The 23,750-nt window shown below is 60.3% G+C and carries 25 protein-coding genes; 17 read left to right on the forward strand and 8 right to left on the reverse strand.

All coding sequences use genetic code 11. From position 1 onward, the window contains the following. The first annotated feature begins 228 nt into the window (after nt 1–228). From LB453_RS05740 to LB453_RS05750, 3 genes are read left to right on the forward strand one after another with little or no spacing between them, the layout of a single operon-like run. Nucleotides 229–1,653 carry a cytochrome ubiquinol oxidase subunit I gene (locus tag LB453_RS05740; RefSeq protein WP_103794706.1) on the forward strand — a complete coding sequence of 475 codons (1,425 nt, stop codon included), beginning with the start codon at nt 229–231 and terminating at the stop codon, nt 1,651–1,653. Nucleotide 1,654: 1 nt separating this feature from the next. Further along, nucleotides 1,655–2,659 (forward strand): cytochrome d ubiquinol oxidase subunit II, encoded by a 1,005-nt coding sequence (gene cydB / locus LB453_RS05745; protein ID WP_103794707.1) that lies wholly within the window; start codon nt 1,655–1,657, stop codon nt 2,657–2,659. 1 nt (nt 2,660) lies between these two features. After that, entirely contained in the window at nt 2,661–2,828 is a 168-nt protein-coding gene (locus tag LB453_RS05750; protein WP_103794708.1) for a DUF2474 domain-containing protein, read from the forward strand. Nucleotides 2,829–2,873: 45 nt separating this feature from the next. Here LB453_RS05750 and LB453_RS05755 read toward each other — a convergent pair whose 3' ends face one another. Continuing rightward, nucleotides 2,874–3,161: a hypothetical protein gene (locus LB453_RS05755; protein ID WP_103794709.1), complete on the reverse strand. Its 288-nt coding sequence runs from the start codon at nt 3,159–3,161 to the stop codon at nt 2,874–2,876. Between the two features lie 260 nt (nt 3,162–3,421). Here LB453_RS05755 and LB453_RS05760 point away from each other — a divergent pair, with 260 nt between their 5' ends. The 4 genes from LB453_RS05760 (at nt 3,422) to LB453_RS05775 (ending at nt 6,319) form a co-directional block, all read left to right on the forward strand. After that, nucleotides 3,422–4,288, forward strand: a complete 867-nt coding sequence (locus LB453_RS05760) for a helix-turn-helix domain-containing protein (RefSeq protein ID WP_103794710.1) — start codon at nt 3,422–3,424, stop codon at nt 4,286–4,288. A 185-nt stretch (nt 4,289–4,473) separates the two neighbouring features. Then, a complete protein-coding gene (locus tag LB453_RS05765) occupies nt 4,474–4,677 on the forward strand; it encodes a hypothetical protein (protein ID WP_103794711.1) in 204 nt (67 codons plus the stop codon). A gap of 231 nt (nt 4,678–4,908) precedes the next feature. After that, nucleotides 4,909–5,700: a siderophore-interacting protein gene (locus LB453_RS05770; protein ID WP_103794712.1), complete on the forward strand. Its 792-nt coding sequence runs from the start codon at nt 4,909–4,911 to the stop codon at nt 5,698–5,700. A gap of 82 nt (nt 5,701–5,782) precedes the next feature. Then, nucleotides 5,783–6,319 (forward strand): PadR family transcriptional regulator, encoded by a 537-nt coding sequence (locus LB453_RS05775; RefSeq protein ID WP_103794713.1) that lies wholly within the window; start codon nt 5,783–5,785, stop codon nt 6,317–6,319. 10 nt (nt 6,320–6,329) lie between these two features. Here LB453_RS05775 and LB453_RS05780 read toward each other — a convergent pair whose 3' ends face one another. Continuing rightward, entirely contained in the window at nt 6,330–6,617 is a 288-nt protein-coding gene (locus tag LB453_RS05780) for a SelT/SelW/SelH family protein (RefSeq protein WP_103794714.1), read from the reverse strand. Between the two features lie 249 nt (nt 6,618–6,866). On the opposite strand from LB453_RS05780, the gene LB453_RS05785 reads away from it, so the two are divergent. The 6 genes from LB453_RS05785 (at nt 6,867) to LB453_RS05810 (ending at nt 13,475) form a co-directional block, all read left to right on the forward strand. Next, entirely contained in the window at nt 6,867–9,191 is a 2,325-nt protein-coding gene (locus LB453_RS05785) for a TonB-dependent receptor domain-containing protein (RefSeq protein WP_411970215.1), read from the forward strand. 55 nt (nt 9,192–9,246) lie between these two features. After that, nucleotides 9,247–10,278, forward strand: a complete 1,032-nt coding sequence (locus LB453_RS05790; protein WP_103794716.1) for a hemin-degrading factor — start codon at nt 9,247–9,249, stop codon at nt 10,276–10,278. After that, nucleotides 10,275–11,102: a hemin ABC transporter substrate-binding protein gene (locus LB453_RS05795; protein ID WP_103794717.1), complete on the forward strand. Its 828-nt coding sequence runs from the start codon at nt 10,275–10,277 to the stop codon at nt 11,100–11,102. Before LB453_RS05790 ends, LB453_RS05795 begins: the two co-directional genes overlap by 4 nt. Beyond that, entirely contained in the window at nt 11,095–12,093 is a 999-nt protein-coding gene (locus LB453_RS05800; protein WP_103794718.1) for a FecCD family ABC transporter permease, read from the forward strand. Before LB453_RS05795 ends, LB453_RS05800 begins: the two co-directional genes overlap by 8 nt. Further along, nucleotides 12,093–12,869, forward strand: a complete 777-nt coding sequence (locus LB453_RS05805; RefSeq protein WP_199187295.1) for a heme ABC transporter ATP-binding protein — start codon at nt 12,093–12,095, stop codon at nt 12,867–12,869. The genes LB453_RS05800 and LB453_RS05805 overlap by 1 nt, the downstream gene beginning before the upstream one ends. A gap of 96 nt (nt 12,870–12,965) precedes the next feature. After that, nucleotides 12,966–13,475, forward strand: coding sequence for a CinA family protein (locus LB453_RS05810; RefSeq protein ID WP_103794720.1), 510 nt, complete (start codon nt 12,966–12,968; stop codon nt 13,473–13,475). Here the strand turns inward: LB453_RS05810 and LB453_RS05815 are convergent. Next, nucleotides 13,472–14,455 (reverse strand): MDR family oxidoreductase, encoded by a 984-nt coding sequence (locus tag LB453_RS05815; RefSeq protein ID WP_103794721.1) that lies wholly within the window; start codon nt 14,453–14,455, stop codon nt 13,472–13,474. The two genes, LB453_RS05810 and LB453_RS05815, sit on opposite strands and share 4 nt — an antisense overlap. Before the next feature lie 555 nt (nt 14,456–15,010). Between LB453_RS05815 and LB453_RS05820 the strand changes: the two genes are divergently transcribed. Then, nucleotides 15,011–17,173, forward strand: a complete 2,163-nt coding sequence (locus LB453_RS05820) for an ornithine decarboxylase (RefSeq protein ID WP_103794722.1) — start codon at nt 15,011–15,013, stop codon at nt 17,171–17,173. Between the two features lie 1,106 nt (nt 17,174–18,279). Here LB453_RS05820 and mltC read toward each other — a convergent pair. From mltC to mutY, 3 genes are read right to left on the reverse strand one after another with little or no spacing between them, the layout of a single operon-like run. Then, complete coding sequence (gene mltC, locus LB453_RS05825; RefSeq protein WP_103794723.1) at nt 18,280–19,359, reverse strand: membrane-bound lytic murein transglycosylase MltC; 1,080 nt, start codon at nt 19,357–19,359, stop codon at nt 18,280–18,282. 57 nt (nt 19,360–19,416) lie between these two features. Beyond that, complete coding sequence (locus LB453_RS05830; RefSeq protein WP_033792153.1) at nt 19,417–19,689, reverse strand: oxidative damage protection protein; 273 nt, start codon at nt 19,687–19,689, stop codon at nt 19,417–19,419. Then, on the reverse strand, nt 19,689–20,774 hold the full coding sequence (gene mutY / locus LB453_RS05835) for an A/G-specific adenine glycosylase (RefSeq protein WP_103794724.1): 1,086 nt from the start codon (nt 20,772–20,774) through the stop codon (nt 19,689–19,691). The genes LB453_RS05830 and mutY overlap by 1 nt, the downstream gene beginning before the upstream one ends. A 154-nt stretch (nt 20,775–20,928) precedes the next feature. Here mutY and trmB point away from each other — a divergent pair, with 154 nt between their 5' ends. The 3 genes from trmB (at nt 20,929) to LB453_RS05850 (ending at nt 22,856) form a co-directional block, all read left to right on the forward strand. Next, nucleotides 20,929–21,648 (forward strand): tRNA (guanosine(46)-N7)-methyltransferase TrmB, encoded by a 720-nt coding sequence (gene trmB / locus LB453_RS05840; protein WP_103794725.1) that lies wholly within the window; start codon nt 20,929–20,931, stop codon nt 21,646–21,648. Then, nucleotides 21,648–21,974 carry a YggL family protein gene (locus LB453_RS05845; RefSeq protein ID WP_103794726.1) on the forward strand — a complete coding sequence of 109 codons (327 nt, stop codon included), beginning with the start codon at nt 21,648–21,650 and terminating at the stop codon, nt 21,972–21,974. Before trmB ends, LB453_RS05845 begins: the two co-directional genes overlap by 1 nt. 168 nt (nt 21,975–22,142) lie before the next feature. Beyond that, on the forward strand, nt 22,143–22,856 hold the full coding sequence (locus tag LB453_RS05850) for a DUF2884 domain-containing protein (RefSeq protein WP_103794727.1): 714 nt from the start codon (nt 22,143–22,145) through the stop codon (nt 22,854–22,856). 42 nt (nt 22,857–22,898) lie between these two features. Here LB453_RS05850 and LB453_RS05855 read toward each other — a convergent pair whose 3' ends face one another. After that, a complete protein-coding gene (locus tag LB453_RS05855) occupies nt 22,899–23,144 on the reverse strand; it encodes a DUF2543 family protein (protein WP_103794728.1) in 246 nt (81 codons plus the stop codon). A gap of 51 nt (nt 23,145–23,195) precedes the next feature. Further along, complete coding sequence (locus tag LB453_RS05860; RefSeq protein ID WP_103794729.1) at nt 23,196–23,672, reverse strand: cold-shock protein; 477 nt, start codon at nt 23,670–23,672, stop codon at nt 23,196–23,198. Nucleotides 23,673–23,750: the final 78 nt, after the last annotated feature.

The raw sequence follows: 23,750 nt of genomic DNA on the forward strand, positions 1-23,750 counted from the left end.
ATTAACCTAAAACGTTGCGATAAAATAGGTAATTGCGGACAAAAACAATGACCAAAATCAAAAAACGCTGTTATAGTTTTTGCATCCCAAAGTGTTTCTGTTTGTCAGGCGCGAGTTCTTATAAATTCGCGTCGGTATTGGCTCAAGCGCAGCGTAAATATTAACGCTGTGCTTAAGTTGTTAACTATAAGTAAATATATGGTGTTATATGTGGCAACGAGGTAAGCAATGTTCGGATTAGACGCCTTTCATCTGGCCAGGATACAGTTCGCGTTTACTGTCTCCTTTCACATCCTTTTTCCCGCCATTACCATCGGCCTCGCCAGCTTCCTGGCCGTGCTCGAAGGGATGTGGCTAAAAAGCCGTAACGAAACCTATCGCGATCTCTATCACTTCTGGTCCAAAGTCTTTGCCGTTAACTTCGGCATGGGCGTAGTCTCGGGGCTGGTGATGGCCTATCAGTTCGGCACCAACTGGAGCGGCTTCTCGCAGTTCGCGGGCAGCATTACCGGGCCGTTGCTCACCTATGAAGTCCTGACCGCCTTCTTCCTTGAGGCGGGCTTCCTCGGCGTAATGCTGTTCGGCTGGAACCGCGTCGGGCCTGGGCTGCACTTTTTTGCCACCTGTATGGTTGCGCTCGGTACCCTGATTTCCACCTTCTGGATCCTCGCCTCCAACAGCTGGATGCATACGCCGCAGGGCTACCTGATTCAGAACGGGATTGTGGTGCCAGAGGACTGGTTAAAAATCATCTTTAACCCCTCGTTCCCCTATCGCCTGTTCCATATGTCGGTGGCGGCGTTTCTTGCCAGCGCCTTCTTTGTCGGTGCGTCCGGCGCATGGCATCTGCTGCGCGGCAACGACAACCCGGCGATCCGCAAAATGTTCTCTATGGCGCTGTGGATGGCGCTGATTGTCGCGCCGATTCAGGCGATGATAGGCGACGCGCACGGCCTGAATACCCTTGAGCATCAGCCGGCGAAAATTGCCGCGATTGAAGGCCACTGGGAAAACCCGCCGGGCGAAGCGACGCCGCTGATCCTGTTCGGTATCCCGGATATGGATGAGGAGCGCACCAAATACGCGGTGGAAATTCCCTATCTCGGCAGTTTGATCCTGACGCACAGCCTCGATAAGCAGGTGCCGGCGCTGAAGACCTTCCCGAAAGAGGATCGTCCTAACTCGCTGATTATCTTCTGGTCGTTCCGCGTGATGGTGGCGATGGGGCTGCTGATGATTACGCTCGGCGTGGTGAGCCTGTGGCTGCGCTATAAAGGCCGTCTCTACCAGTCGCGTCCGTTCCTGTGGTTTGCCTTGCTGATGGGGCCGTCTGGCCTGATCGCGCTGCTGGCGGGCTGGTTTACGACGGAAATTGGTCGTCAGCCGTGGGTAGTTTATGGCGTGCAGCGCACCATCGACGCGGTTTCCGGTCATGGCGATCTGCATATGAGCATCAGCCTGCTGGCCTTTATCCTGGTCTACTCCGCGGTGTTCGGCGTGGGTTACATCTATATGGTCCGTCTGATTAAGAAAGGCCCGCTTACCGGCGAAGGCAAGGATGTACGTCACGGCGGTCCAGGCCACGGCAAAACCCCGGCTCGTCCGCTCTCTGCGGCGCATGAAAGTCTGAACGATCCGCAGGAGGGGAAATAAAATGATCGATTTTTCCATTATCTGGTTCGCGATTATCGTTTTCGCCACCCTGATGTATATCGTTATGGACGGGTTCGATCTCGGTATCGGGCTGCTGTTTCCCTTTAACAAGGACGCGGTCGAGCGCGACATGATGGTTAACACCGTCGCGCCGGTCTGGGACGGTAACGAAACCTGGCTGGTGCTGGGCGGCGCAGGCCTGTATGGCGCCTTCCCGCTGGCTTACTCGGTGATTGCCGATGCGCTCTCTATTCCGCTGACGGCGATGCTGATTGGCCTGATTTTCCGCGGCGTCGCCTTCGAGTTCCGCTTTAAGGCGACCGAGACGCACCGCGCATTCTGGGACAAGTCCTTTGTCGCGGGTTCAGTTCTGGCGACCTTTAGCCAGGGCGTGGCGGTTGGCGCGATGCTCGACGGCATCCAGGTGACGGGCCGTCATTTCAGCGGTTCGGCGATGGACTGGCTGGCGCCGTTCCCGCTGTTCTGCGGCGTGGGTCTGGTTATCGCCTATGCGCTGCTGGGCTGTACCTGGCTGATTATGAAAACCGAGAACGAGCTGCACCGTAAGATGTCCGCGCTGGCGACGCCGCTGGTGATCGCGCTGCTGGTGGTAGTGGGCATTATCAGCCTCTGGACGCCGTTCAGCCATGACGCCATCGCACAGCGCTGGTTCACCCGTCCAAACCTTTACTGGTTCCTGCCGGTTCCGGTGCTGGTGCTGCTCTGCTCGTGGGGCATTGTGCGCGCCATCAAGCGCGAGGCGCACTATTCGCCGTTCCTGCTGACGCTGGCGCTGATTTTCCTCGGCTTCTCCGGCCTGGGCATTAGCGTGTGGCCGAACATTATTCCGCCTTCCGTGACCATCTGGGAGGCAGCGTCGCCAGCGATTAGCCAGGCCTTTATGCTGGTAGGCAGCCTGTTAATTATTCCGATGATCCTGGGCTACACCTTCTGGAGCTACTACGTGTTCCGCGGGAAAATCAAAGCAGACGAAGGATACCATTGATATGCGAACCGAGGTCGGCAGCGTGAAAAACCACAAGGAAACCAAAGCCCCGTTGTGGAAACGCATCCTGTGGCTGGTGGTGATCTATGGAGCAAGCGTGCTGGCACTCGGTGTCGTGGCTACGCTGTTCCGGATGATGATGACTGCGGCAGGCATGCGCAGCCACTAGTGGTTTCTGGTTAACGATGTAAAGGCTGGCTCTGCCAGCCTTTTTTTATGCTGCGGATATCGGCGCGGACGCCAATAGCAACAAGCCACCCTCGTCCTGCAAAAAACTGTCAAAAAGTTGAAACGCCAATAGCAACAAACAACTCCCGCCCTGAAAAAAACCGCACAAAAGCTGAAACGCAAACAGCAACAAACAACGCTCATCCTGTAAAAAACCGCACAAAAGTTGAAACGCGGATGGCATGGCTCGAAGAGCAAAGCGTCCCGCGACAGGGAAGTCGCGGGCCGAGCGAGCAGGGATGCGTAAAGCGACTTTGCGATCGGGCCATGCCATCCGCGTCTGCACTGCACTGTACTGCACCCGCACCCGCACCCGCACCCGCACCCGCACCCGCACCCGCACCCGCTTACCCGCACCCACACCCGTAACAAAAGCGCTCTATGCCACACTCTACTGTTCAGTTATCAGACTAAACATAAAGTGCCATTTAGCCGCGCTTAGCTCTGGCTTCATTTACCCTTTCTTACATACCTAAAACGTTCTTGTTATAATTATGTGGCTAATCTCGCAAAATTTTCTACGATCCACACCGAATGCTTAGCCTGAACGTTAAAAAACAGTACATCAGCGATCTGGTGGACTGGATTGAGGCGAATCTGACCGACGACCTCAATATCGATCTGATCACCCTCAAATCCGGCTACTCCAAATGGCACATGCAGCGCATGTTCAAAGAAATGACCGGCCAGACGCTGGCGGCCTACACGCGCAAGCGTCGCCTGACCATGTCTGCTATGGCGCTGCGCCTGACGCGCATGCCGCTGATCGACATCGCGGTGCGTTTCGGCTTCGATAACCAGCAAAACTTCACTCGCGTCTTCAAAAGCCACTTCTCCCTCACGCCGGGCGCCTTTCGCCGCGTGCCCGAACTACAGCTGAAAAGCTTTCACGGGCCAATCTCAGTACATGGCGAAATGCTAAAGGCGCAGCTGGTGGAGCGCGATGAGCTGCAGCTGCGCGGCGAACTGATCGAGTGGGAGTGCAAATTCGGCGACTACGTGCGCGACCATGCGCAAACCGTCGCGCAGCAGGCGCGCCATTTCGTGCAGCTGGCGTCGCCCCACGTCGAGCGCGGCTGGCTCGGCTTTCAGTACGGCCCAGGCAGCTCGGCGGCGGAACAGCAGCATATCAGCCTGTTCCAGGCGCTGGAGAGCCAGCACGCCGACATACTGGGATCGCAAATCGTCAACTGGACCTCAGCGCGCGGCCTCTACGCCACCGTCCCCTGGCAGGGCGCGCCGGAGCAGCTAACGCGCTTTATCGCCGATCTCTATTATGTACATCTGCCCGCGCTGGGCGTCGCGCGCCGCCAGGGCAAAGATCTGCTGCGGCTGGATATGAAAGCCTCAACGCCGGATGCGCTGGTCGGCCTCTTCTCAATTCCGGTCACGCAGAGCTGACAGCAGCTTTTCGTGCGGTGAAACGTGATAAACCGCACGATTTTATAAAATGGATGCGTTATCTGGCGTAAAATTCCTGCCTTAACCCGGGAGCCATGCAGATATCTTGCATATGGCCTGCCGGACTGGATATTCATCTGCCTTTCAGGTTCTTTCTGAACCAGACAGTTAACACGACGACAATCATGAAAATTTCTACGCTGTTCCTTGTTACGGCGCTTGCTGCGTTGCCGCTTTTCGCCAGCGCCCAAATGGCTGAACCCTTTACGCCGCCTGCTGGCCTGCATCCGCATGCCCAGCCAGCCCAGCACGAAATCCTGGGCGACAATGCGCTGCCGCAGCAGTCGCAACAGCCGTTCCGCTCAGACGCCTTAAGCGACACCCTCTGATCGCTACGCGCGCCTATCCGGGACGCGCCTTCGCTCTGTCTCTCTTCTGATAAACCTGTGCAGGCGCTCGCCCGCGCAGGTTTTCGGCTGCGCGGAAATAGCACAATCGATCCTTGCGCCTAAGATATATCATGAGTAATCTGAGCGCCTCAAATGAGAATCATTCATGAATTAACCTGTGCACTGACGTTTGCAGCCCACGGCCCGGCCAGCTGCGTAAAAGGAGAACCTATGTATTCCGAAAACCGAGCGTCCCGCAGCCGCGCGCCGCAGCGCGTGCGTAACGAACTGCGTTTCCGCCGCATCACCGTCGCCAGCAAAACGTTAATCGCCGGTGAATTCTGGCGCGTGGTCTTCCACGGCAGCGACCTGGCGGGCTTCGCTTCGCCGGGCTTTGATGACCATATCAAACTCTTCTTCCCGCAGGGGGGCAGCGCGGCGCTGCCGCTGCCGCAGATGACTGACGAAGGCGTCGTCTGGGCGGAGGGCGCTCGTCCGCCGGCGCGCGACTATACGCCGCTCGCCTTCGATGGCGAGTCCTCGCTGACGATCGATTTCTATATCCATGAGGGCGGCGTTGCCAGCGGCTGGGCGCAGCGGGCGCAGGAGGGCGAGCAGTTAATTATCGGCGGCCCGCGCGGCTCGCTGGTGGTGCCCACCGACTACGCCTTCCAGCTCTACGTCTGCGACGAAACCAGCCTGCCGGCCCTGAAGCGGCGCATGGCAGCTGCCGAAGCGCAGGATCTGCATCTGTTCGCCTGCGTGGATGAAGCGACCGGGCGCGACTACCTGCCGGATCTGAGCGGCGTGAACGTGCGCTGGCTCGGCAGCGGCGCGGCGCAGGCGGGTAAGCTTGACGCGCTGATCGCCGAGCTGGATAACATCGCCGTGCCGCAGGAGGACTACTTTATCTGGCTGACCGGTGAAGGCGCGTTTGCCAGGGCGCTCGGCGACTACTTTGTGGAGCGTCGCGGCCTGGATGCCGCCTTTGTGCGCGCCGTCGCTTACTGGCACGCCAGATAAGCCACCGCCGCCGCCCGTGTTGAATTTTGCCAGGCGGCGGACTACTATCACCCTCCCGTAAAAACTCCCCTTCAGGCAGGCAATGAAACAGGATCCGGCTTTTTCGTGTCATCAGGATTCCGCCTCGCGCGGCGGGTGCGGCGGTCGCCGTAAACGTCGTGAAAAGATGCTGGATGCCAGCGATATCCGCCTGCTGATGCTGCACTTCCTCGCGCAAAACGATGCGCACGGCTATGAGCTGATCAAGTCAATTGAAGAGCTTTCTAAAGGGGAGTACTCCCCCAGCCCCGGCATTATTTACCCCAACCTGACGCTGCTGGAAGAGATGGACGCTATCCGCGTGGTGGATGCGCAGGCGTCGCGCAAGGCCTATACGCTGAATGCGGCGGGACGCGCGCGGCTCGCCGAACAGCAGGCGCATATCGAGCACCTTATTGAGCGTCTCTCGTCGCTGGCGGTGCTGGTGAACAACCGCAGCCTTCCTGACGTCGATCGGGCGATTCACCGCATGCGCGTTACGCTCAACAGCCGCCTGTCGCAGGAAGATATCTCGCCGGAAACGCTGCAAAAGGTGGTTGATGCGCTGAATGCGGCGGCGGATAAGATCGCCGCCAGCTAACGCCCCGGCCTCAGGGCCTGTTCTTGTCCACGTGACCCAGCGAACGCTCCGGGAAGCAGCGGTCGCGCACGCGCTGCTTCAGCGCCGCCGCGTCGGGAAAACCGCCGTCGCGCTTACGCTCCCAGATCGTTTCGCCATCAATGGTAATCACGAAAACGCCGCCGGTGCCTGGTTTAAGCGTAACCGCCGCCAGATCGTCCGCGAAAGTTTGCAGCAGCTCCTGCGCCATCCAGGCGGAGCGCAGCATCCAGTTGCACTGCGTGCAGTAGTGAATGGTGACGGACGGTTTCTCAGTCATAGCGTTTTTCCATAGCGAAAAAGAGAAGGGCGCACGGGGCAGCTTAGCAAATCGTGCGGTGTAAGATACATCTTACTTTAAAGCTAGTTGATAATGATTACCACTTGCATTACATTTCTGGCGAAATAATTCGTAATAAAAATAACATTTCTCTTTACGGTTTTATTTAAGAAACCGGCATTTAGCTACTGACAGCAAGTAAGTGAGCAAATACTAACAATCAAAAAGGTATTTGCGCTTATGTCTTTAATCTTCCAGGGACTGAACCATCAGCGGCTGTGTAAAATTGCGCTGCTGGCCTCATCTGTTCACGCCGCCTGCGGCTACGCCGCCAGCGCAGAAAGCAGCGATACGGTGATGACCGTTACCGCGCCGAAGCCGAAAGCGGGCAATTCAACCACTCTGACCGTAGTCGATCTGCAAAAGCGCGGCGCGAACGACTTCGGCGCCATTATGCGATATGAGCCGCTGATCGCCGCCCAGGGCTCGGCGGGCGGCTCCTCCTCGGGCAAAAGCGGCTTCGACCGCGCCGGCTACAGCGGCTACAACATTCGCGGGCTGGAGAGCAATCGCGTCGGCCTCGACGTTGACGGCATTCCGCTGCCGGACGCCACCGGCCGCGCCTACGCCAGCCGCGCCGGCAATAACACCTTCGGCATCGGCCGCGGCGACTATATCGATCCCTATATGTTCAGCAGCGTCGAGATTGAAAAAGGTGCCACGGCGGTCGATCAGCCTAACGCCTCTATCGGCGGCAACGTCTCTTTCCATAACAAAAGCGCCGACGACTACCTGAGCAGCGCCAAAACCACCTTCTTCGGCTATCAGAGCAACTACGACTCTTCCAGCCGCAGCTGGCACAACGGCATCACGGCGGCGGCGGGGGACGATGAGCTGCGCGGGCTGTTTGTTTACAGCCGTCGCGACGGCCAGGAAACCCAAAACAACAGTGGCGTAAAGGATGCTTACCCGGCTAACTGGCACTCCGACGCCTTTATGACCTCCGGCATCTGGCAGCCCAACGAGCTCCACAAGCTGAGCGCCACCTTTGACTACTACCATAAAACCAACCACACCCACTACGACGGCTGGGATAGCTCTGGCAACACCATCTGGGGCACTGCGCAGCAGCAGAGCGACACGCGTCGTTTTGGCGTCAGCCTGGCGGATGAGTGGACGCCCTATAGCGACCTGCTGGATACGCTGACCACGCGGCTCTACTGGCAGAAAACCGAATCCCACGACAATACCTGGATGCCGGCCAGCGCCCGCGCCTATGAACGCGTCTATTCGGATTACAACACGCGCAGCCTGGGCTTCGACACCCGCGCCAGCAAAACCGTCGGCCGCCATGAGCTAAGCGCCGGCGTCAACGCCCGCACGGAAAATACCGAGCGCCCGTTCCGCCAGTCGCCCGTGCAGAGCCAGTACAGCGTGATTATGCAGCCGCAGGCCGACAGCCGCAGCTACACCGTTGCCGGTTATCTGCAGGACAAGATTAACGTCGATCTCAACAGCCATAACGTTGCGATCGTTCCCGGCGTGCGGGTGATCTATCAAAATACCAAACCGCGCAACCTCTCCAGTCTCGCCGCCGGCAGCAGCGTGCTGAACGAGACGCAGCTGGAAACGCTCTACGGATCCGGCAACAGCGATACCGAGGTGCTGCCATCGCTCACCTTCCAGTACGATCTGACGCCGACGCTCACCACTTATCTGCAGTACAAGCGCGGCGTGCAATTCCCGACCGCCAGCCAGCTTTACGGCTCCTGGAACCTCGGCTCCAGCTACGCGGGCCGCGCCCAGTACGCGCTGGTGGGCAATACGGATCTCGACACCGAAACCAGTAACAATGTTGAGTGGGGCCTGAAAGGCGAGCCGGTAAAAGGCGTAACGGTAAACGGCTCGCTGTTCTATAACCGGTATAAAAACTTTATCGCCTATACGCGCTACACCCGCGCTGGCAATCCCGATAAGTTTGTTAACGTGCCGGGTAATATCTATACCACCTATCAGGCGGAAAACCGCGACAAAGCCTATATCTACGGCGCTGAGCTGGCGACCAGGCTGAACTTTGGCAGCTGGTTCCAGCAGGTCGACGGGCTGAGCGCCACCTTTGCGCTGGGCTATAACGAAGGGAAGTCGAAATCGAGCTACGCCGGGGACAAATATGTCGACCTTGATAGCGTCGCGCCGATGAAGGCGATCGTCGGCCTGGCGTGGGATGACGCACAGCGCGGCTATGGTGCTGCCGTCACCGCCACCTTTGTGAAAGGCAAGCGCGCCACGCAGACTAACCGCGAAAGCTACAGCAACAGCGGCGCGGCGATTGCTGATGCCACCGGCGAGTATATGCGCGTGCCGGGATATGGCATGGTGGATGCAACGGCTTACTGGCAGATAGCGAAACACGTCAGGCTGAGCGGCGGTATCTATAACCTGACCGACCGCAAATATCGGGATTACACCAGCAGCCGCGCGCTGACCAGCGATACCGCGCAGGATCGTAACGATCTGGCGCTGGCGGTGATGCCGGGCCGGACTTACCAGCTGGGCGTCAACGTCGATTTCTGATCACTGGATCGCCCTGCGCAGGCGCAGGGCGCTTTTCTTACGGGAGCAAGGCGCTATGAATTTACTGTGGCAGCACTACCAGACGCTGAAAAGCGAACATCCGAAAAAATATGCCCGCGAGCTGGCGGCGTTAATGGGCATCAGCGAAGCCGCGCTGTGCGAGGCGCGCGTCGGCCATGAGGCGCAGCCGCTGAAACCGCAGTTCCGCGCGCTGCTGCTGGCGCTGGAGGCGGTCGGCGAAACGAAAAACATCACCCGCAATGCATATGCGGTGCATGAGCATCTGGGCCGCTATCAGAACCTGAAGCTGGGCGAGCACGCCGGGCTGGTGCTGAACCCGCGCGCCCTCGACCTGCGCTTCTTCCTTAGCCAGTGGCGCAGCGCTTTCTTTCTGCGCGAGCAGAGCGGGGGCGGCGAGCGGCAGAGCATTCAGATTTTCGATCGTTACGGCGACGCGGTGCTGAAAATCTATGCCACCGACCACACCGATATGCCAGCCTGGCGGGCGCTGATTGCGCGCTTCGCTGAGGATGCGCCCGCCGCGCTGCGCGTCGAGCCGGTAGAGGCGGCGAGCTTCGCCCGGCATATCGACGCCGCCGCCCTCGACCGCGAGTGGCGCGCCATGACCGACGTGCATCAGTTTTTCGCGCTGCTGAAGCGCCACAATGTCTCGCGCCCGCAGGCGTTTCGCGCGGCAGGCCGCGATCTGGCGTGGCGCGTGGATAACGACGCGCTGGCGCGGCTGCTGACGCTGGCGCAGCAGGAGGGCAATGAAATTATGATCTTCGTCGGCAATCGCGGCTGCACCCAGATCTTTACCGGGGCGGTGGAAAAAGTGGTGCCGATGGATAACTGGCTCAACCTGTTTAACCCGCACTTCACCCTGCACCTGATGGCAGACCAGATCCATGAGAGCTGGGTGACACGCAAACCGAGCGGCGACGGCTTTGTCACCAGCCTGGAGCTGTTTGCGGCCGACGGCACGCAGATCGCCCAGCTCTACGGCCAGCGCAGCGAAGGCACGCCGGAGCAGGCGCGCTGGCGCGAGCAGGTGACCTCGCTGAGCGCGGCGGGAGAAGAGGTATGAAACGGCTGATCCCCGGATTAATGCTGCTGCTGCTGGCGCTGCCGTCGCTGGCGGCGGATCGCGTCATCACCATCGGCGGCGACGTCACGCAGATTGTCTACGCGCTGGGGGCGCAGCAGGCGCTGGTGGCGCGCGACAGCACCAGCCAGCATCCGGCGCTGGCGAAGCGTCTGCCGGATATCGGCTATATGCGTCAGCTCAACGCCGAAGGCATCCTGGCGCTGAAGCCGACGCTGGTGCTGAGCAGCGAGCTGGCAAAACCGTCGCTGGCGCTGCAGCAGGTTGCCCAGGCTGGCGTCAAGGTGGTGGCGATCACCGGCGAGAACAGCCTTGAGGCGATCCCTAAAAAGATCGCCGCCATCGGTAAGGCGTTGCACCGCGATGAAGAGGCGCAGGCGCTGGCGCAGCAGGTTAACCGGACGCTGGCGGCGCTGCCGAAGCGGCCGCTGCCGGTGAAGGTGCTGTTTATTATGACGCACAGCGGCATGAAGTCGCTGGCGGCGGGCAGCGATACCGCCGCCGACGGCGCCATCCGCAGCGCGGGCCTGATTAACGCTATGGCGGCGGTTCCGCACTATCAGCCGCTGTCGCAGGAGGGCATTATCGCCGCCGCGCCCGATCTGGTGGTGATCGGCAACGATGGCCTGAAAACGCTGGGCGACGAAGATAAGGTGTGGCAGCTGCCCGGCCTGGCGCTGACCCCGGCGGGCCAGCATAAAAACCTGCTGGTGATCGATGAGATGGCGCTGCTCGGTTTTGGCCTGGATACGCCAGGCGCCATCGTTAAGCTGCGCAAAGCGGCGGAAGCGGCGCGGCATGAGTAGTGGCGCTGCGCTGCGCTGGCTGGCGCTGATGCTGGCGAGCATGCTGGCGGCGATGGCGCTGGCGGCGAGTTTCGGCGCCATGTCGCTGTCGCCGCGCACGCTGTGGCAAACGCCGCTCAGCGATATGGCCTGGCAGATCTGGCTGCATATCCGCCTGCCGCGCGTGCTGCTGGCGGTGCTTATCGGCATGGCGCTGGCGCTCTCTGGCGCGGTGATGCAGGGGCTGTTTCGCAACCCGCTCGCCGATCCCGGCCTGCTCGGCATCAGCAGCGGCGCGGGACTGGCCGTGGCGATCGCCATTCTTCTGCCGCTGACGCTGCCGCCGCTGCTGTCGCTCTGGCTGCCAACCCTGGCGGCCTTTCTCGGCAGCCTGGCGGTGATGCTGCTGATCTTCAGCCTCAGCCAGCGGGCGCAGGGCAGTCTGGCGCGCCTGCTGCTGGTGGGGATCGCCATCAACGCGCTGTGCGGCGCGGCGGTGGGCGTGCTCTCCTGGCTGAGCGACGATCGCCAGCTGCGCCAGCTCTCGCTGTGGGGTATGGGCAGCCTGAGCCAGGCGCAGTGGCCGATGCTGGCGGTGTGCACCGCCTTTATCCTGCCCGCCTTGCTGCTGACGCAGCGGCGCGCGCGCCATCTGAATTTGCTGCAGCTGGGCGAAGAGGATGCGCACTATATGGGGCTTGACGTCAGGCGCACCCAGCGGCAGCTGCTGACGCTGAGCGCGCTGCTGGTGGGCGCGGCGGTTTCGGTCAGCGGCATTATCGGTTTCGTGGGCTTAGTGGTGCCGCATGTAATGCGTTTCTGTCTCGGCAGCGATCACCGCTGGATGCTGCCGGGTTCGGCGCTGGCGGGTGCCATCCTGCTGCTGCTGGCGGATACGCTGGCGCGCACCGTCGTGGTGCCCGCCGAGATGCCGGTGGGGCTGCTGACCAGCCTGCTGGGCGGCCCCTGGTTTCTCTGGCTGATCCTGCGCCAGCAGCAAGGAGTGGAATAATGGAGCGGTTAGAGGCGCGCCGCCTGCGCTATGCGCCGGGCGGACGAATAGTGATCGACGCGCTGGATCTGTCGCTGGCCTCGGGCGAGCTGGTGGCGCTGATTGGCCCAAACGGCGCAGGCAAGTCAACGCTGCTGCGTATGCTGACCGGCTTTTTGCCCCCCGACAGAGGCGAATGCCGGCTGGGCGGCCGCTCCTTAGCGGAGTGGCCGCGCGCGCGGCTGGCGCAGCGGCGTGCGGTGATGCGGCAGCAGAATCCGCTCGCCTTTGCACTGCCCGCCGCCGCCGTGGTGGCGATGGGGCGCGCGCCCTGGCCAGCCGCCGGTACGGCGGCCATCGTTGAGGAGGTGATGGCGCTGACCGGCTGCGGTGAGCTGGCCGGGCGCGACTATCGGCAGCTTTCCGGCGGCGAACAGCAGCGCGTACAGCTGGCGCGCGTGCTGGCGCAGCTCTGGTGCGACGGCGCACCGCGCGGCTGGCTGTTTCTCGACGAGCCGACCTCGGCGCTCGATCTCTACTGGCAGCAGAGCACGCTGCGGCTGCTGCACCGGCTATCGCGCCAGGGCGATTTCGGCGTGTGCGCCGTGCTGCACGATCTCAACCTGGCCGCGCTCTGGGCGGATCGCATTCTGCTGCTGCATCAGGGCAAACTGGTGGCGCAGGGTTCGCCGCAGGCGGTGATGACCGAGGAGACGCTGACCCGCTGGTATCGGGCAGACCTGCGCGTTTCCTCGCATCAGGAGAGCGGCAGGCCGACGATTCAGCTGCGCCTTTAGCGCCGTTTGGCTTACTATTCATAGCGTTAGCGCTTAGCGGCCTGCGGATTTTCGACCATACTTGCTACTCTGAATCACTGAACAGGGAAGCAACCTATGAACGATGCACTAGATCAGGCCGCCGAACAGCTTGGCGAGCGTCTTCTCTCCTCTGAGTGGCGGTTAGCGACCGCCGAGTCCTGCACCGCTGGCTTGATCAGCATGACGCTGGCAAAAGTGGAAAATAGCGGCAACTTCTATACCAGCGGCTTCGTGACCTACAGCGATACGGCGAAAAGCCAGCTGCTGGGCGTGCGGCCGGAAACCCTTGAAGCGCATACCGCAGTGAGCGAAGAGACCGCGCGCGAGATGGCAACTGGCGCCCGCGAGCGCTCCGGCGAGCCGGTCAGCCTGGCGATTACCGGCTATGCCGGCCCAGACGGCGGCGAAGACGGCACGCCCGCGGGCACCATCTGGTTTGGCTGGGGCTTGCCCGACGGCAGCGTTGTGGCGGAGACGCGACGCTTCGAGGGCGAGCCGAAATCGGTCATGGAGCAGGGCGCGCAGTTTGCGCTGGAGCGTCTTGCGGTGCTGCTGCGCGACGTCGCCCTGCATCAAAATCCTTAGCGGCAGTCGACGATCAGGCGGCCGCGCACCTTGCCGTCCAGCAGATCCTGCGCGCCCTGTTTCGCTTCGCTGAGCGGGATCAGCGTCGTAAGCTGCGTCAGAATATCGCCGTTCAGCAGTTCGCCGAGGCGCTGCCACGCCTGCTGGCGCAGCGGTTTCGGGCACATCACGCTGTCGACGCCGGCCAGGGTCACGCCGCGCAGGATAAAGGGCGCCACGCTGGCGGGCAGATCCAGCCCCTGCGCCATGCCGCAGGCGGCGACCACGCCGTCGCGCTGGGTTGCGGCCAGCACGTTGCTCAGCGTGTGGCTGCCGACGCTGTCGATCGCTGCCGCCCAGCGCTCTTTCGCCAGCGGCTTGCCGGGCTGCGACAGCTCGCTGCGGTCGATAACCGAACGCGCGCCGAGGGTGTCGATCAAATAGCCTTCGTCGCTGGCGCGTCCGCTGGCGGCGATCACCTCATAGCCCAGGCGGGCCAGCAGGCTGACGCTGAAGCTGCCGACGCCACCGCTGGCGCCGGTGACCAGCACCGGACCGCGATCCGGCGTTACGCCCTGTTTCTCCAGCGCCATCACGCACAGCATTGCGGTAAAGCCCGCGGTGCCGATCGCCATGGTCTGTAGCGGGCTCAGGGCGGCGGGCACCTCTACCAGCCAGTCGCCGGGTACGCTCGCCTTCTGCGCCAGGCCACCCCACTGTTTCTCGCCGACGCCCCAGCCGGTCAGCAGTGCCACGTCGTCCAGCTGCCATTCTGGATGGCGGCTGGCGGTGACGCGGCCGACGAAATCGATGCCCGGCACCATCGGGAACTGGCGCACGATAGGGCCTTTATTGCAGATGGCGAGCGCGTCTTTGTAGTTCAGCGTGGAGTAAGCGACGTCGACGGTCACATCATGGTCGGGCAGCTGGGATTCGTTGAGGGTTTTCAGGTTGGAGCGGTAGCCTTGCTCATCATTTTCAATGACTAATGCTGTAAACATGCAGCCTCCGGCAATCAGGAAATGTGCCGGTCAGTCTACTCCTCCTCGACGGCGAGGGGTAGAGAGGGGGCAGGCCGCTGCATAATATTTCAAAAAGTTAAGATAATTAAGCGATTATATAACGCGATATTTTTTTAAAGGCTTATTTATCATTGAGTTGCTGTTTTTTATGTTGCAGGTCTGTTTCATCGGGCGGGTTGTTCCCCCGCGAAAAAAATGACATGATTGCGCCTCTTTTCGCCTACCGTTGAGGATGCCGATTTGGCCGGAACAATGCGCAACAGCACTTGCCTCCGCTCGCTTTGCCCTGCGCGCAAGGCGCTCTCCTCTGCTCGCTGCTGTCAATCCTTCCCGCGCCTCATGCGGTGAGGCCAGCTAAACGTTCGCTGTTGGGCATGCGTAAAGACAGACGCGATCTGGCTTTACTGATGTCTATCGGGTGCGGCTTTGCTTTTCGCTCTCTCTCCGCTTCCGCCTGACGTTATTCGCCGGGGAATCTTCCCTATTGCCGTGCCTCTGGCACCCACTCATCCTTCACCGTTGGGGATTTGTGTTATGACACCACTGAAAATTGCCGCCAGCGCCGCTGTGGCTCCCAGCCTTACTCTGAATACCGGGCGTGACGTAGTGACGCTGGACAACACCGACTTTACCGACGTGGCGGCGGTGGTCGTCTCGCTGGCCGATACCCGCAGCGGCGTGCTGGCGCTGCTGCGCCATACCGGCTTTAACCTGCCGGTATTTGTCGCCAACGCCTGGGAAGAGGATGTGCTGCATCTGCCAGGCGTGACCGGCGAGCTGAACGGCTCCGCTCAGGAGTGGGCGGCGCTGGAAGCGGCTGCAGCGGAGTATGAGGCGAACCTGCTGCCGCCGTTTTTCGACACCCTGATGCGCTATGTCGATATGCAGAACAGCACCTTCGCCTGTCCTGGGCATCAGGGCGGGGCGTTTTTCCGTAAGCATCCGGCGGGAAGGCAGTTTTTCGATTTCTACGGCGAGAACGTTTTTCGTTCCGATATGTGCAATGCCGACGTCAAGTTAGGGGATCTGCTGATCCATGAAGGCTCGGCGAAAGATGCGCAGAAGTTCGCGGCAAAGGTGTTCAACGCGGATAAAACCTACTTTGTGCTGAACGGCACCTCCAGCGCCAATAAAGTGGTGACCAACGCGCTGCTGACGCGCGGCGATCTGGTGCTGTTTGACCGTAATAACCATAAATCGAACCATCACGGCGCGCTGATTCAGGCAGGCGCGACGCCGGTCTATCTTGAGGCGGCGCGTAATCCGTTCGGGTTTATCGGCGGCATCGACGCGCACTGCTTCGACGAGGCCTGGCTGCGCGAGCAGATCAAGGAGGTGGCGCCGCAGCGCGCCGGGGAGACGCGTCCCTTCCGGCTGGCGATAATTCAGCTCGGCACCTACGACGGCACGGTCTATAACGCGCGGCAGGTGGTGGATCGCATCGGGCATCTCTGCGACTACATTCTGTTCGACTCCGCGTGGCTCGGCTATGAGCAGTTTATTCCGGTGATGGCGGGCACCTCGCCGCTGACGCTGGAGCTTACCGAGAACGATCCCGGCATTTTCGTTACCCAGTCGGTGCATAAGCAGCTGGCGGGCTTTTCACAGACCTCGCAGATCCATAAAAAAGATAACCATATTCGCGGGCAGAAGCGCTTTTGTCCGCACAAGCGGCTGAATAACGCCTTTATGCTGCACGCCTCAACCAGTCCCTTTTATCCGCTGTTCGCCGCGCTGGACGTCAACGCCAAAATGCATCAGGGCGAGGCGGGCCGTCAGCTGTGGCAGTCGTGCGTGACGCTCGGCATCGAGACGCGCAAGGCGATCCTCGAGCGCTGCGAGATGATCCTGCCGTTTGTGCCGGAGCAGGTTAACGGCGCGCGCTGGCAGGATGCGCCGACGGAGACCATCGCCCGCGACAGCCGCTACTTTAGCTTTGAGCCCGAGGCGCGGTGGCACGGCTTTGGCGGCTATGCCCGGGATCAGTATCTGGTCGACCCCTGTAAGCTGCTGCTGACTACGCCGGGAATTGACGCGGCGAGCGGGGAGTACGCCGACTTCGGTATTCCCGCGACGATCCTGGCGAACTATCTGCGCGAAAACGGCATCGTGCCGGAGAAGTGCGACCTTAACTCTATTCTGTTTCTGCTGACGCCGGCGGAGAGCCCGGAGAAGATGGCCCATCTGGTGGCGATGCTGGCGCAGTTCGAACAGCACGTCAGAGAAGATGCGCCGCTGGCGGAGGTGCTGCCGACCATTTATCGCAAGAATCAGGCGCGCTACAGGGGCTATACCCTGCGCCAGCTCTGCCAGGAGATGCACGATCTCTACGTCAGCTTCGACGTGAAGGATTTGCAAAAGGCGATGTTCCGCCAGCAGAGCTTCCCGGCGGTGAAGGTGAATCCACAGGACGCCCATCAGGCCTATATTCGCGGCGACGTCGAGCTGGTGCCGATTGCGCAAGCCGAAGGGCGCATTGCCGCCGAAGGGGCGCTACCTTATCCGCCAGGCGTGCTCTGCGTGGTGCCGGGCGAGGTGTGGGGCGGCGCGGTGCAGCGCTATTTCCTGGCGCTGGAGGAGGGGATCAACCAGCTGCCGGGCTTCTCGCCGGAGCTGCAGGGGGTTTATACCGAGGATGACGGGCAGGGGCGCCTGCGGCTGGTGGCGAATATGATGGTGGAGGGGGGGCAGGCCTGACGGGTGGGTTGCCTGACGGACGGGTGGCGTTGCCTGCTGCGCAGGCGGGCCTGAGCGGGATTCGTTTGCTGGCGGGTTGCCCGCTATGCAGGCGGCGGCTCTCATTTTGTTTCGTTTACTGAGCTGGTAGCCTGCTGCGCAGGCGGCTCTGAGCGGGTTTCGTTTGCTGGGCGGGATGCCTGCTGCGCAGGCGGCTGCGAGCGGGTTTCGTTCGCCCGGCAGCCGGGCAGTTTCATTTCGCCCTCTGCGGGCGACCGAGCAGGGCCGGTAGGCGCCGGCCCTGCACCCGCGCCCCGGGCCAGCTCACCCGCCCGCTGCGCGGGTCCCTTCGCTCTGTCAGGATTTCTGACGGACCGGCTGGATTCGCCATTCCTGGCTCATGCCAGCCTCTTCGCGGCATCCCTGCCGCTCGTCCTGAAATCCTTCCTCCGCTCAGCGGCTGCGATGGCCCCCACACCCCCCGCTGCACGTCCTGACTCTTAAAGACGCAACCTTATCGCTGCAGGCGTGAATCATGTATTCAGACGACACCGTCGTTAATGAAACCGTAACCTTATCGCTGAAAGCGTGAACCTTGCATACAGACGACACCGTCGTTAATAACAACCGCAACCTTATCGCTGTAAACGCGAACCCTACATACAGACAACGCAGCCGTTAATAAAAAACAGGGAAATTACAGGCGGGGCAGTATCAGAGGCATCCGACACGCTGAGGCGCGCACGGCGGCCAGGACGAGCCGACAGGACGTCGGCGAGAGGGAGGGCCAGGCCAGGACGGCCTGTCCCGACCGGTCCGTGCGGCCGACGTAAGCAACGAAGGGACCGCGCGAAGCGCGGCGTGGAGGCTGCCGGAAGCCGGGATTGTTAAGGGGCTGGCGAGCCCCTTAACACGCACGCCGGCAGCGGAGCTGCTGAAACTCCCTGCCGCCTGGCGGGCGGAACCCGCTCAGAGCTGTTCGCGCAGCGAACCTGAGTCGCCTGCCCGAAAGAGAAACTGCAATCGGGCGGGAACCCGCTCAGCGCCTGTTCGCGCAGCGAACCTGAGTCGCCTGCCCGAAAGAGAAACTGCAATCGGGCGGGAACCCGCTCAGCACCCACTCCCCATCAATAACGCCGATAGCTACGCTGCGCCGTGCTCACCTTATACAAATAGCGCCGCGACTCCGCAGACGGATGCTGCGTTGTCAGCGTGTTATAAACCTGCCCCGGCGACATATTATTAATAGCGTTAAAGGCGCGATCCTTATCGCTGGAGAAAACGCGCAGCACGCTGCCCGCGCCGCCGTTGTAGGCGGTGATCACCGCATAGCGACGCGACAGCGGATCCTGAATCCCGCCCAGATAGTTGTTTTGCAGCAGCGAAAGATAGGCGGTGCCCGCGTCGATATTATTCTCGGGATCGAGCAGATAGCTGCGGCTCGGCTTGCCCCACTTGCCCTTCATGCGGAACACATCCACGCCTGCGGTATGCTGCACCACCTGCATCAGCCCCAGCGCGTCGGAATGGCTGACCGCATAGGGGTTAAAGCTCGACTCGGTCTGCATAATCGCCAGAATCAGCGAGGCGTCGACGCCGTACTGCTCGGCAGCCTTACGCACCATCGGCAGATATTTGTGCGCACGCTTGTCGAGGTGGTTTGGCACCATCGGGATGGTAACCGAGTAGATAACATGCAGGCCGGAAACGCGGCGCTGCAGCTTGTTTTGCAGCAGATAATCGGCAAAGTTGCCCGCGCGGCCCTGCCAGCGAATCGGCTGGCCGGTGTTGTCCAGCACCTGACCGTAGAGCAGCGGCTCTTTGCTGATCACGATATCGTTAGCGTCGGAATAGAGATCGACATTGCCCGGATCGTCGCCGATCAGCAGCGTGGTCACGATCGCCTGGCGCAGGCTGGCCATCGGATCGGTACCGGAAATGGTTTCAATCGTGATGTTACCGCTTTCGAAGTTGATATGGCTGCGGGTGTAATAGTTGTCGCTGTATTTGACGTAATCTTTCGGCCCGGCGATCAGGACTTCGTTGATACCCCAAATATTCTCGATGTTATGCGCAAACTGGCCCATCAAAATATCGAAGCCGTTGGTGTCCTTTACCCACTCTTCGTGATATTGCGAAGACTTCTTTCCTGAACAGGAGACCAGAAGGGGGGCGATCACCAGCAGTGCGAGCAATTTCTTATTCATTGTAAATACGTGCCTGACCCGGAAAAGAGAGGGGCCTCAACGCTGAGGCCCTAAAATTTATGCTTCTGGCGGCGTATAGCCTTCGATGTGGACCTCTTTGCCTTCAAACAGGAAATTCACCATCTCCTTCTCCAGCACCTTGCGGTCTTCCGGGTTCATCATGTTGAGCTTCTTCTCGTTGATCAACATGGTCTGTTTGGCCATCCACTTCTGCCAGGCCTCTTTGGAGATTTCATTGTAAATGCGTTTGCCCAGTTCGCCCGGGTAAAGCTGGAAATCCTGGCCTTCAGCATCGCGTTGCAGGAAGGTGCAAAAAATTGTGCGGCTCATTACTTTTCCTCTTCAATCTCATGCCGGTGCAGGGCCAGCTGTTGCGGGTGACGCAGCTCGTTCAGAAGCCGCTCAACCGGCGCCGCCAGCCCCACTGACGGCGGCTGGGCTAAGTTATACCAGAGACCGCCTGGTTCATCCATCGCCGCCCCGACAGATGACCACGATAGCCACATTGGCACGATATCCAGATGGAAATGGCTGAAGGTATGACGAAACGCGGTTAGCTGCTGTGGCTTTGCATCGATACCGCGCGCCCGCAGCCAGTCGTGCAGCGCATCCTCAGTGGGGAACTGCGGGAAGCAGAACAGACCGCCCCATAATCCCACAGGCGGACGCTGCTCCAGCCAGACCTCATCGCCATCCTGCAACAGCAAAAACCAGCCGCTGCGCTCCGGCAGGATCTGCTTCGGCTTTTTGCCGGGATAGCTCGCCTGGCTGTTGTTGGCGTAAGCGACGCAGCCGCTGTTAAGCGGACAGATATCGCATTTGGGCTTTGAGCGGGTACAGACCAGCGCGCCAAGATCCATCATCGCCTGGTTAAACTGGCTGACGCCCTCGGCTGGCGTAACCTCTTCGCTAATCTGCCACAGCCGCTTCTCTACCTCTTTTTTGCCCGGCCAGCCGCCCACCGCATAGCAGCGCGCCAGCACGCGCTTTACGTTGCCGTCGAGGATCGGGAAGTGCTGGCCGAGCGACAGCGACAGCACCGCGCCTGCGGTGGAGCGGCCAACGCCAGGCAGCGCCGCAACCTCATCGAAGCTGCGCGGGAACTCGCCCTGATGCTGGTCGACGATCTGCTTCGCCGCCTTATGCAGGTTGCGCGCGCGGGCGTAGTAGCCCAGCCCGGTCCAGAGGTGCAGCACCTCGTCGATCGGCGCGGCGGCCAGATCGGCAACGGCAGGAAAGCGCGCCATAAAGCGTTCGAAATAGGGAATAACGGTGGCGACCTGGGTCTGCTGCAGCATGACTTCTGAGAGCCATACTTTATAAGGCGTTTTCTCCTGCTGCCACGGCAGGGTCTTGCGGCCAAAGCGCTGATACCAGTCCAGCACCTGTTGCGCGAACTGCGGCGCTTGCATCATAAGAAGGAAATTTTCCGTGATTACTCTACACTCAGGCAGGCATTCCAGCACAGGCGCGGCCCCGGTGTAAACCTGAAGATTGCAAGGGCTTGCTTCTGCTAATTAACTTTGCATAATGCGCCTTTCCCAAACAGGCTACTCAGCAGGCTACAACATGATTAATGACGTCATCACTCCGGAATTTGATGAGAACGGGCGGCCACTGCGCCGTATTCGCAGTTTTGTGCGCCGCCAGGGGCGTCTGACAAAAGGACAGCAGCTGGCGCTCGACCAATACTGGCCGGAGATGGGCGTTGAGTTTCAACCCGAGCCGCTGGATCTGACGGGCCTGTTTGGCCGCGACGCGCCGGTGGTGCTGGAGATCGGCTTCGGCATGGGCGCTTCGCTGGTGACGATGGCGCAGAACAATCCGCAGCAGAACTTCCTCGGCATCGAAGTACACGCGCCGGGCGTGGGTGCCTGTCTCGCGTCCGCAAAAGAGGCGAACGTTGAGAACCTGCGCGTGATGTGTCACGACGCGGTGGAAGTGCTGGAGAAGATGATCCCCGATAATTCGCTGCGTATGGTGCAGCTTTTCTTTCCCGATCCCTGGCATAAAGCGCGTCACAACAAGCGCCGCATCGTGCAGACGCCTTTCGCCGAGCTGGTGATGCGCAAGCTGAAGCTGGGCGGCGTTTTCCATATGGCGACCGACTGGGAAGCCTACGCTGAACATATGCTGGAAGTAATGAACAGCATCGACGGCTACAAGAATCAGTCGGAAACCCAGGACTATGTGCCGCGTCCGGAGACGCGTCCACTGACCAAATTCGAGCAGCGCGGGCAGCGACTGGGCCACGGCGTTTGGGACTTAATGTTTGAGAGGATTAAATAATGGCCACACATCGCAGCCGTCGTTTACGTAAAAAACTGCATATCGACGAGTTTCAGGAGCTGGGCTTCTCGGTCGCCTGGCGCTTCGCCGACAACACCTCGGAGCAGGAGATTGATAAAACCGTCGACGATTTTATCAACGAAGTCATTGCGCCCAACGGGCTGGCCTATGACGGCAGCGGCTATCTGGTGTGGGAAGGACTGGTTTGCCTGCAGAAGACTGGCAAATGCACCGACGAGCACCGCGAGCTGGTGCGCAAGTGGCTGGAAGATCGTCAGCTGAGTGATGTTCAGGTTACCGAACTTTTCGACGTCTGGTGGGACTAAGTTCCGTATCGGCCTGGCTGGCTGGCGCTCCTGACGCCGGGCAGTGCTCGCCTTCCTCACGTACTTCAGTACGCTGCGGAGGCTGTGCGCTGGCCGTCGCCAGTCGCGCTGCGCCGCCGACGGCCGACCTGTCATTACCGCGGCTGGTTCAATTGTTAGGGAGAGATTATGGTTCGTAAAACGCTTATCGCCGCGCTGCTGCTGGCAGCGACGCAGGCGCAGGCTGCCTGGGAGTGCAGCGTCAAACCGCAGGATGACGTGATCATCAAGCCGCAAAGCGTGCAGGTGGTCGGCGCGAACGGCAACCTGGAGATCTCCCCGCAGGGCGATGTGCAGCTTAACGGCCAGAAAGTGGCGGTGAATAACGCGCAGCGTCAGCAGGCTATCGACTACCAGAATGCGCTGCGCCGCGATCTGCCGTGGATCGATAGCGGAGCCTCGTCGCGCCTGGAGAAGGGCCGCGTGGCGCTGGATAAGGTTATCGTCGAGAAGCTTGGCGCCGACAGCAACGTGCGCAACCGCCTGACCACCCTTAACGGTCAGCTGAAGCAGCAGATGAACCGCATTATCGAACACCGCGACGACGGCCTGACCTTTCATCATCAGGCGATCGACCAGGTGCGCGCCGACGGCGAACGTCTGGTGCAGAGCACCATGGGCGGCGTGCTGCAGGACAGTCTGAACGAGATGGGCAGCAAGCAGGCGAGCGGCAGCAACCCGCTGCAGGCGATTATGGGCAATCTGGGCGGTCTGCAGCAGTCGATTCAGGCGGAGTGGAGCAATCAGGAGCAGGACTTCAAAAACTTCGGCCAGGAAGTCTGTAATCGCGTTATTAGCCTGGAAGATCGGCGCAAGAAGCTGGTCGGCAGCGTGAAGTCGTAAAGGCAGCGGCGCGCTTGTGGGTTTCAGGCGCGCCTTGCGGGGTTACTCGTTGCCCCACTGATTAAGAAACTCAGCGATCTCGTCAATACGCTGGGCGTCGATGCCCGCTTCGACAGCCATCTCTTGCTGCGCCTCTTCGCTGATTTCCTCATTATTCATCAGGCGCGTAATCAGCAGCTGGAAATAGTGCGCCAGCGAATCGCGTTCCGATTCGCCAACCGGCTTGTCACTCTCCGTCGCATACTCATCCGCAACGTCATAATATTTGATCGGTATTTCACTGTTCATAAAGCGTCTCCAGGATAATGCCTGTGTAGGTGAAGGGCACGCTGCGCTGTTTCAGACGTTAAGCATTTTCGCCGTGGCATCTATGTCGATCTCATCTTCCGAGAAGATCAGCGTGGTGCCCTGGAAAGTGGTGATCGCCAGCTTTTTCACCACGCGCATTTCGCCAGGCTTGATCTCGCTTTTTGGCCTGATGTTATTCAGCAGCGAGCCGACAGAGAGCACGGTGTTCTCTTTATCGATACGGGTATCTGCCGGCACCTCTTCGCTGAAGACCACAAAAGATTTGATCGCGGTAAGCTTGATGCGCTCGCCAGCGATAAAGATATATTTGCTCTCTGGGACCACTTTCACCGCATAGGCTGACAGCCCCTTGCTGTTGGTGGTGGGTTCGAAGGTTACCGCCGCATTCTTTTTGATCAGCTCAGGGTTGGCGACCTTGATCACATGAAAATAGCGGTTGTCGCCGTTTTCATCTTTGATAAATCCAAAACCCTTGTCCTGAAACCAGGTTGTGATCGTTCCGTTCATCGCCGTTACCGCCTGTTTAATCGTTAATCTACTCAGTTTTTGCAGCGCGCAGTGTAAAGCACAATGGCTGTGCCGACT

It is taken from the genome of Pantoea agglomerans (genome assembly GCF_020149765.1).
Lineage (GTDB): Bacteria > Pseudomonadota > Gammaproteobacteria > Enterobacterales > Enterobacteriaceae > Pantoea > Pantoea alvi.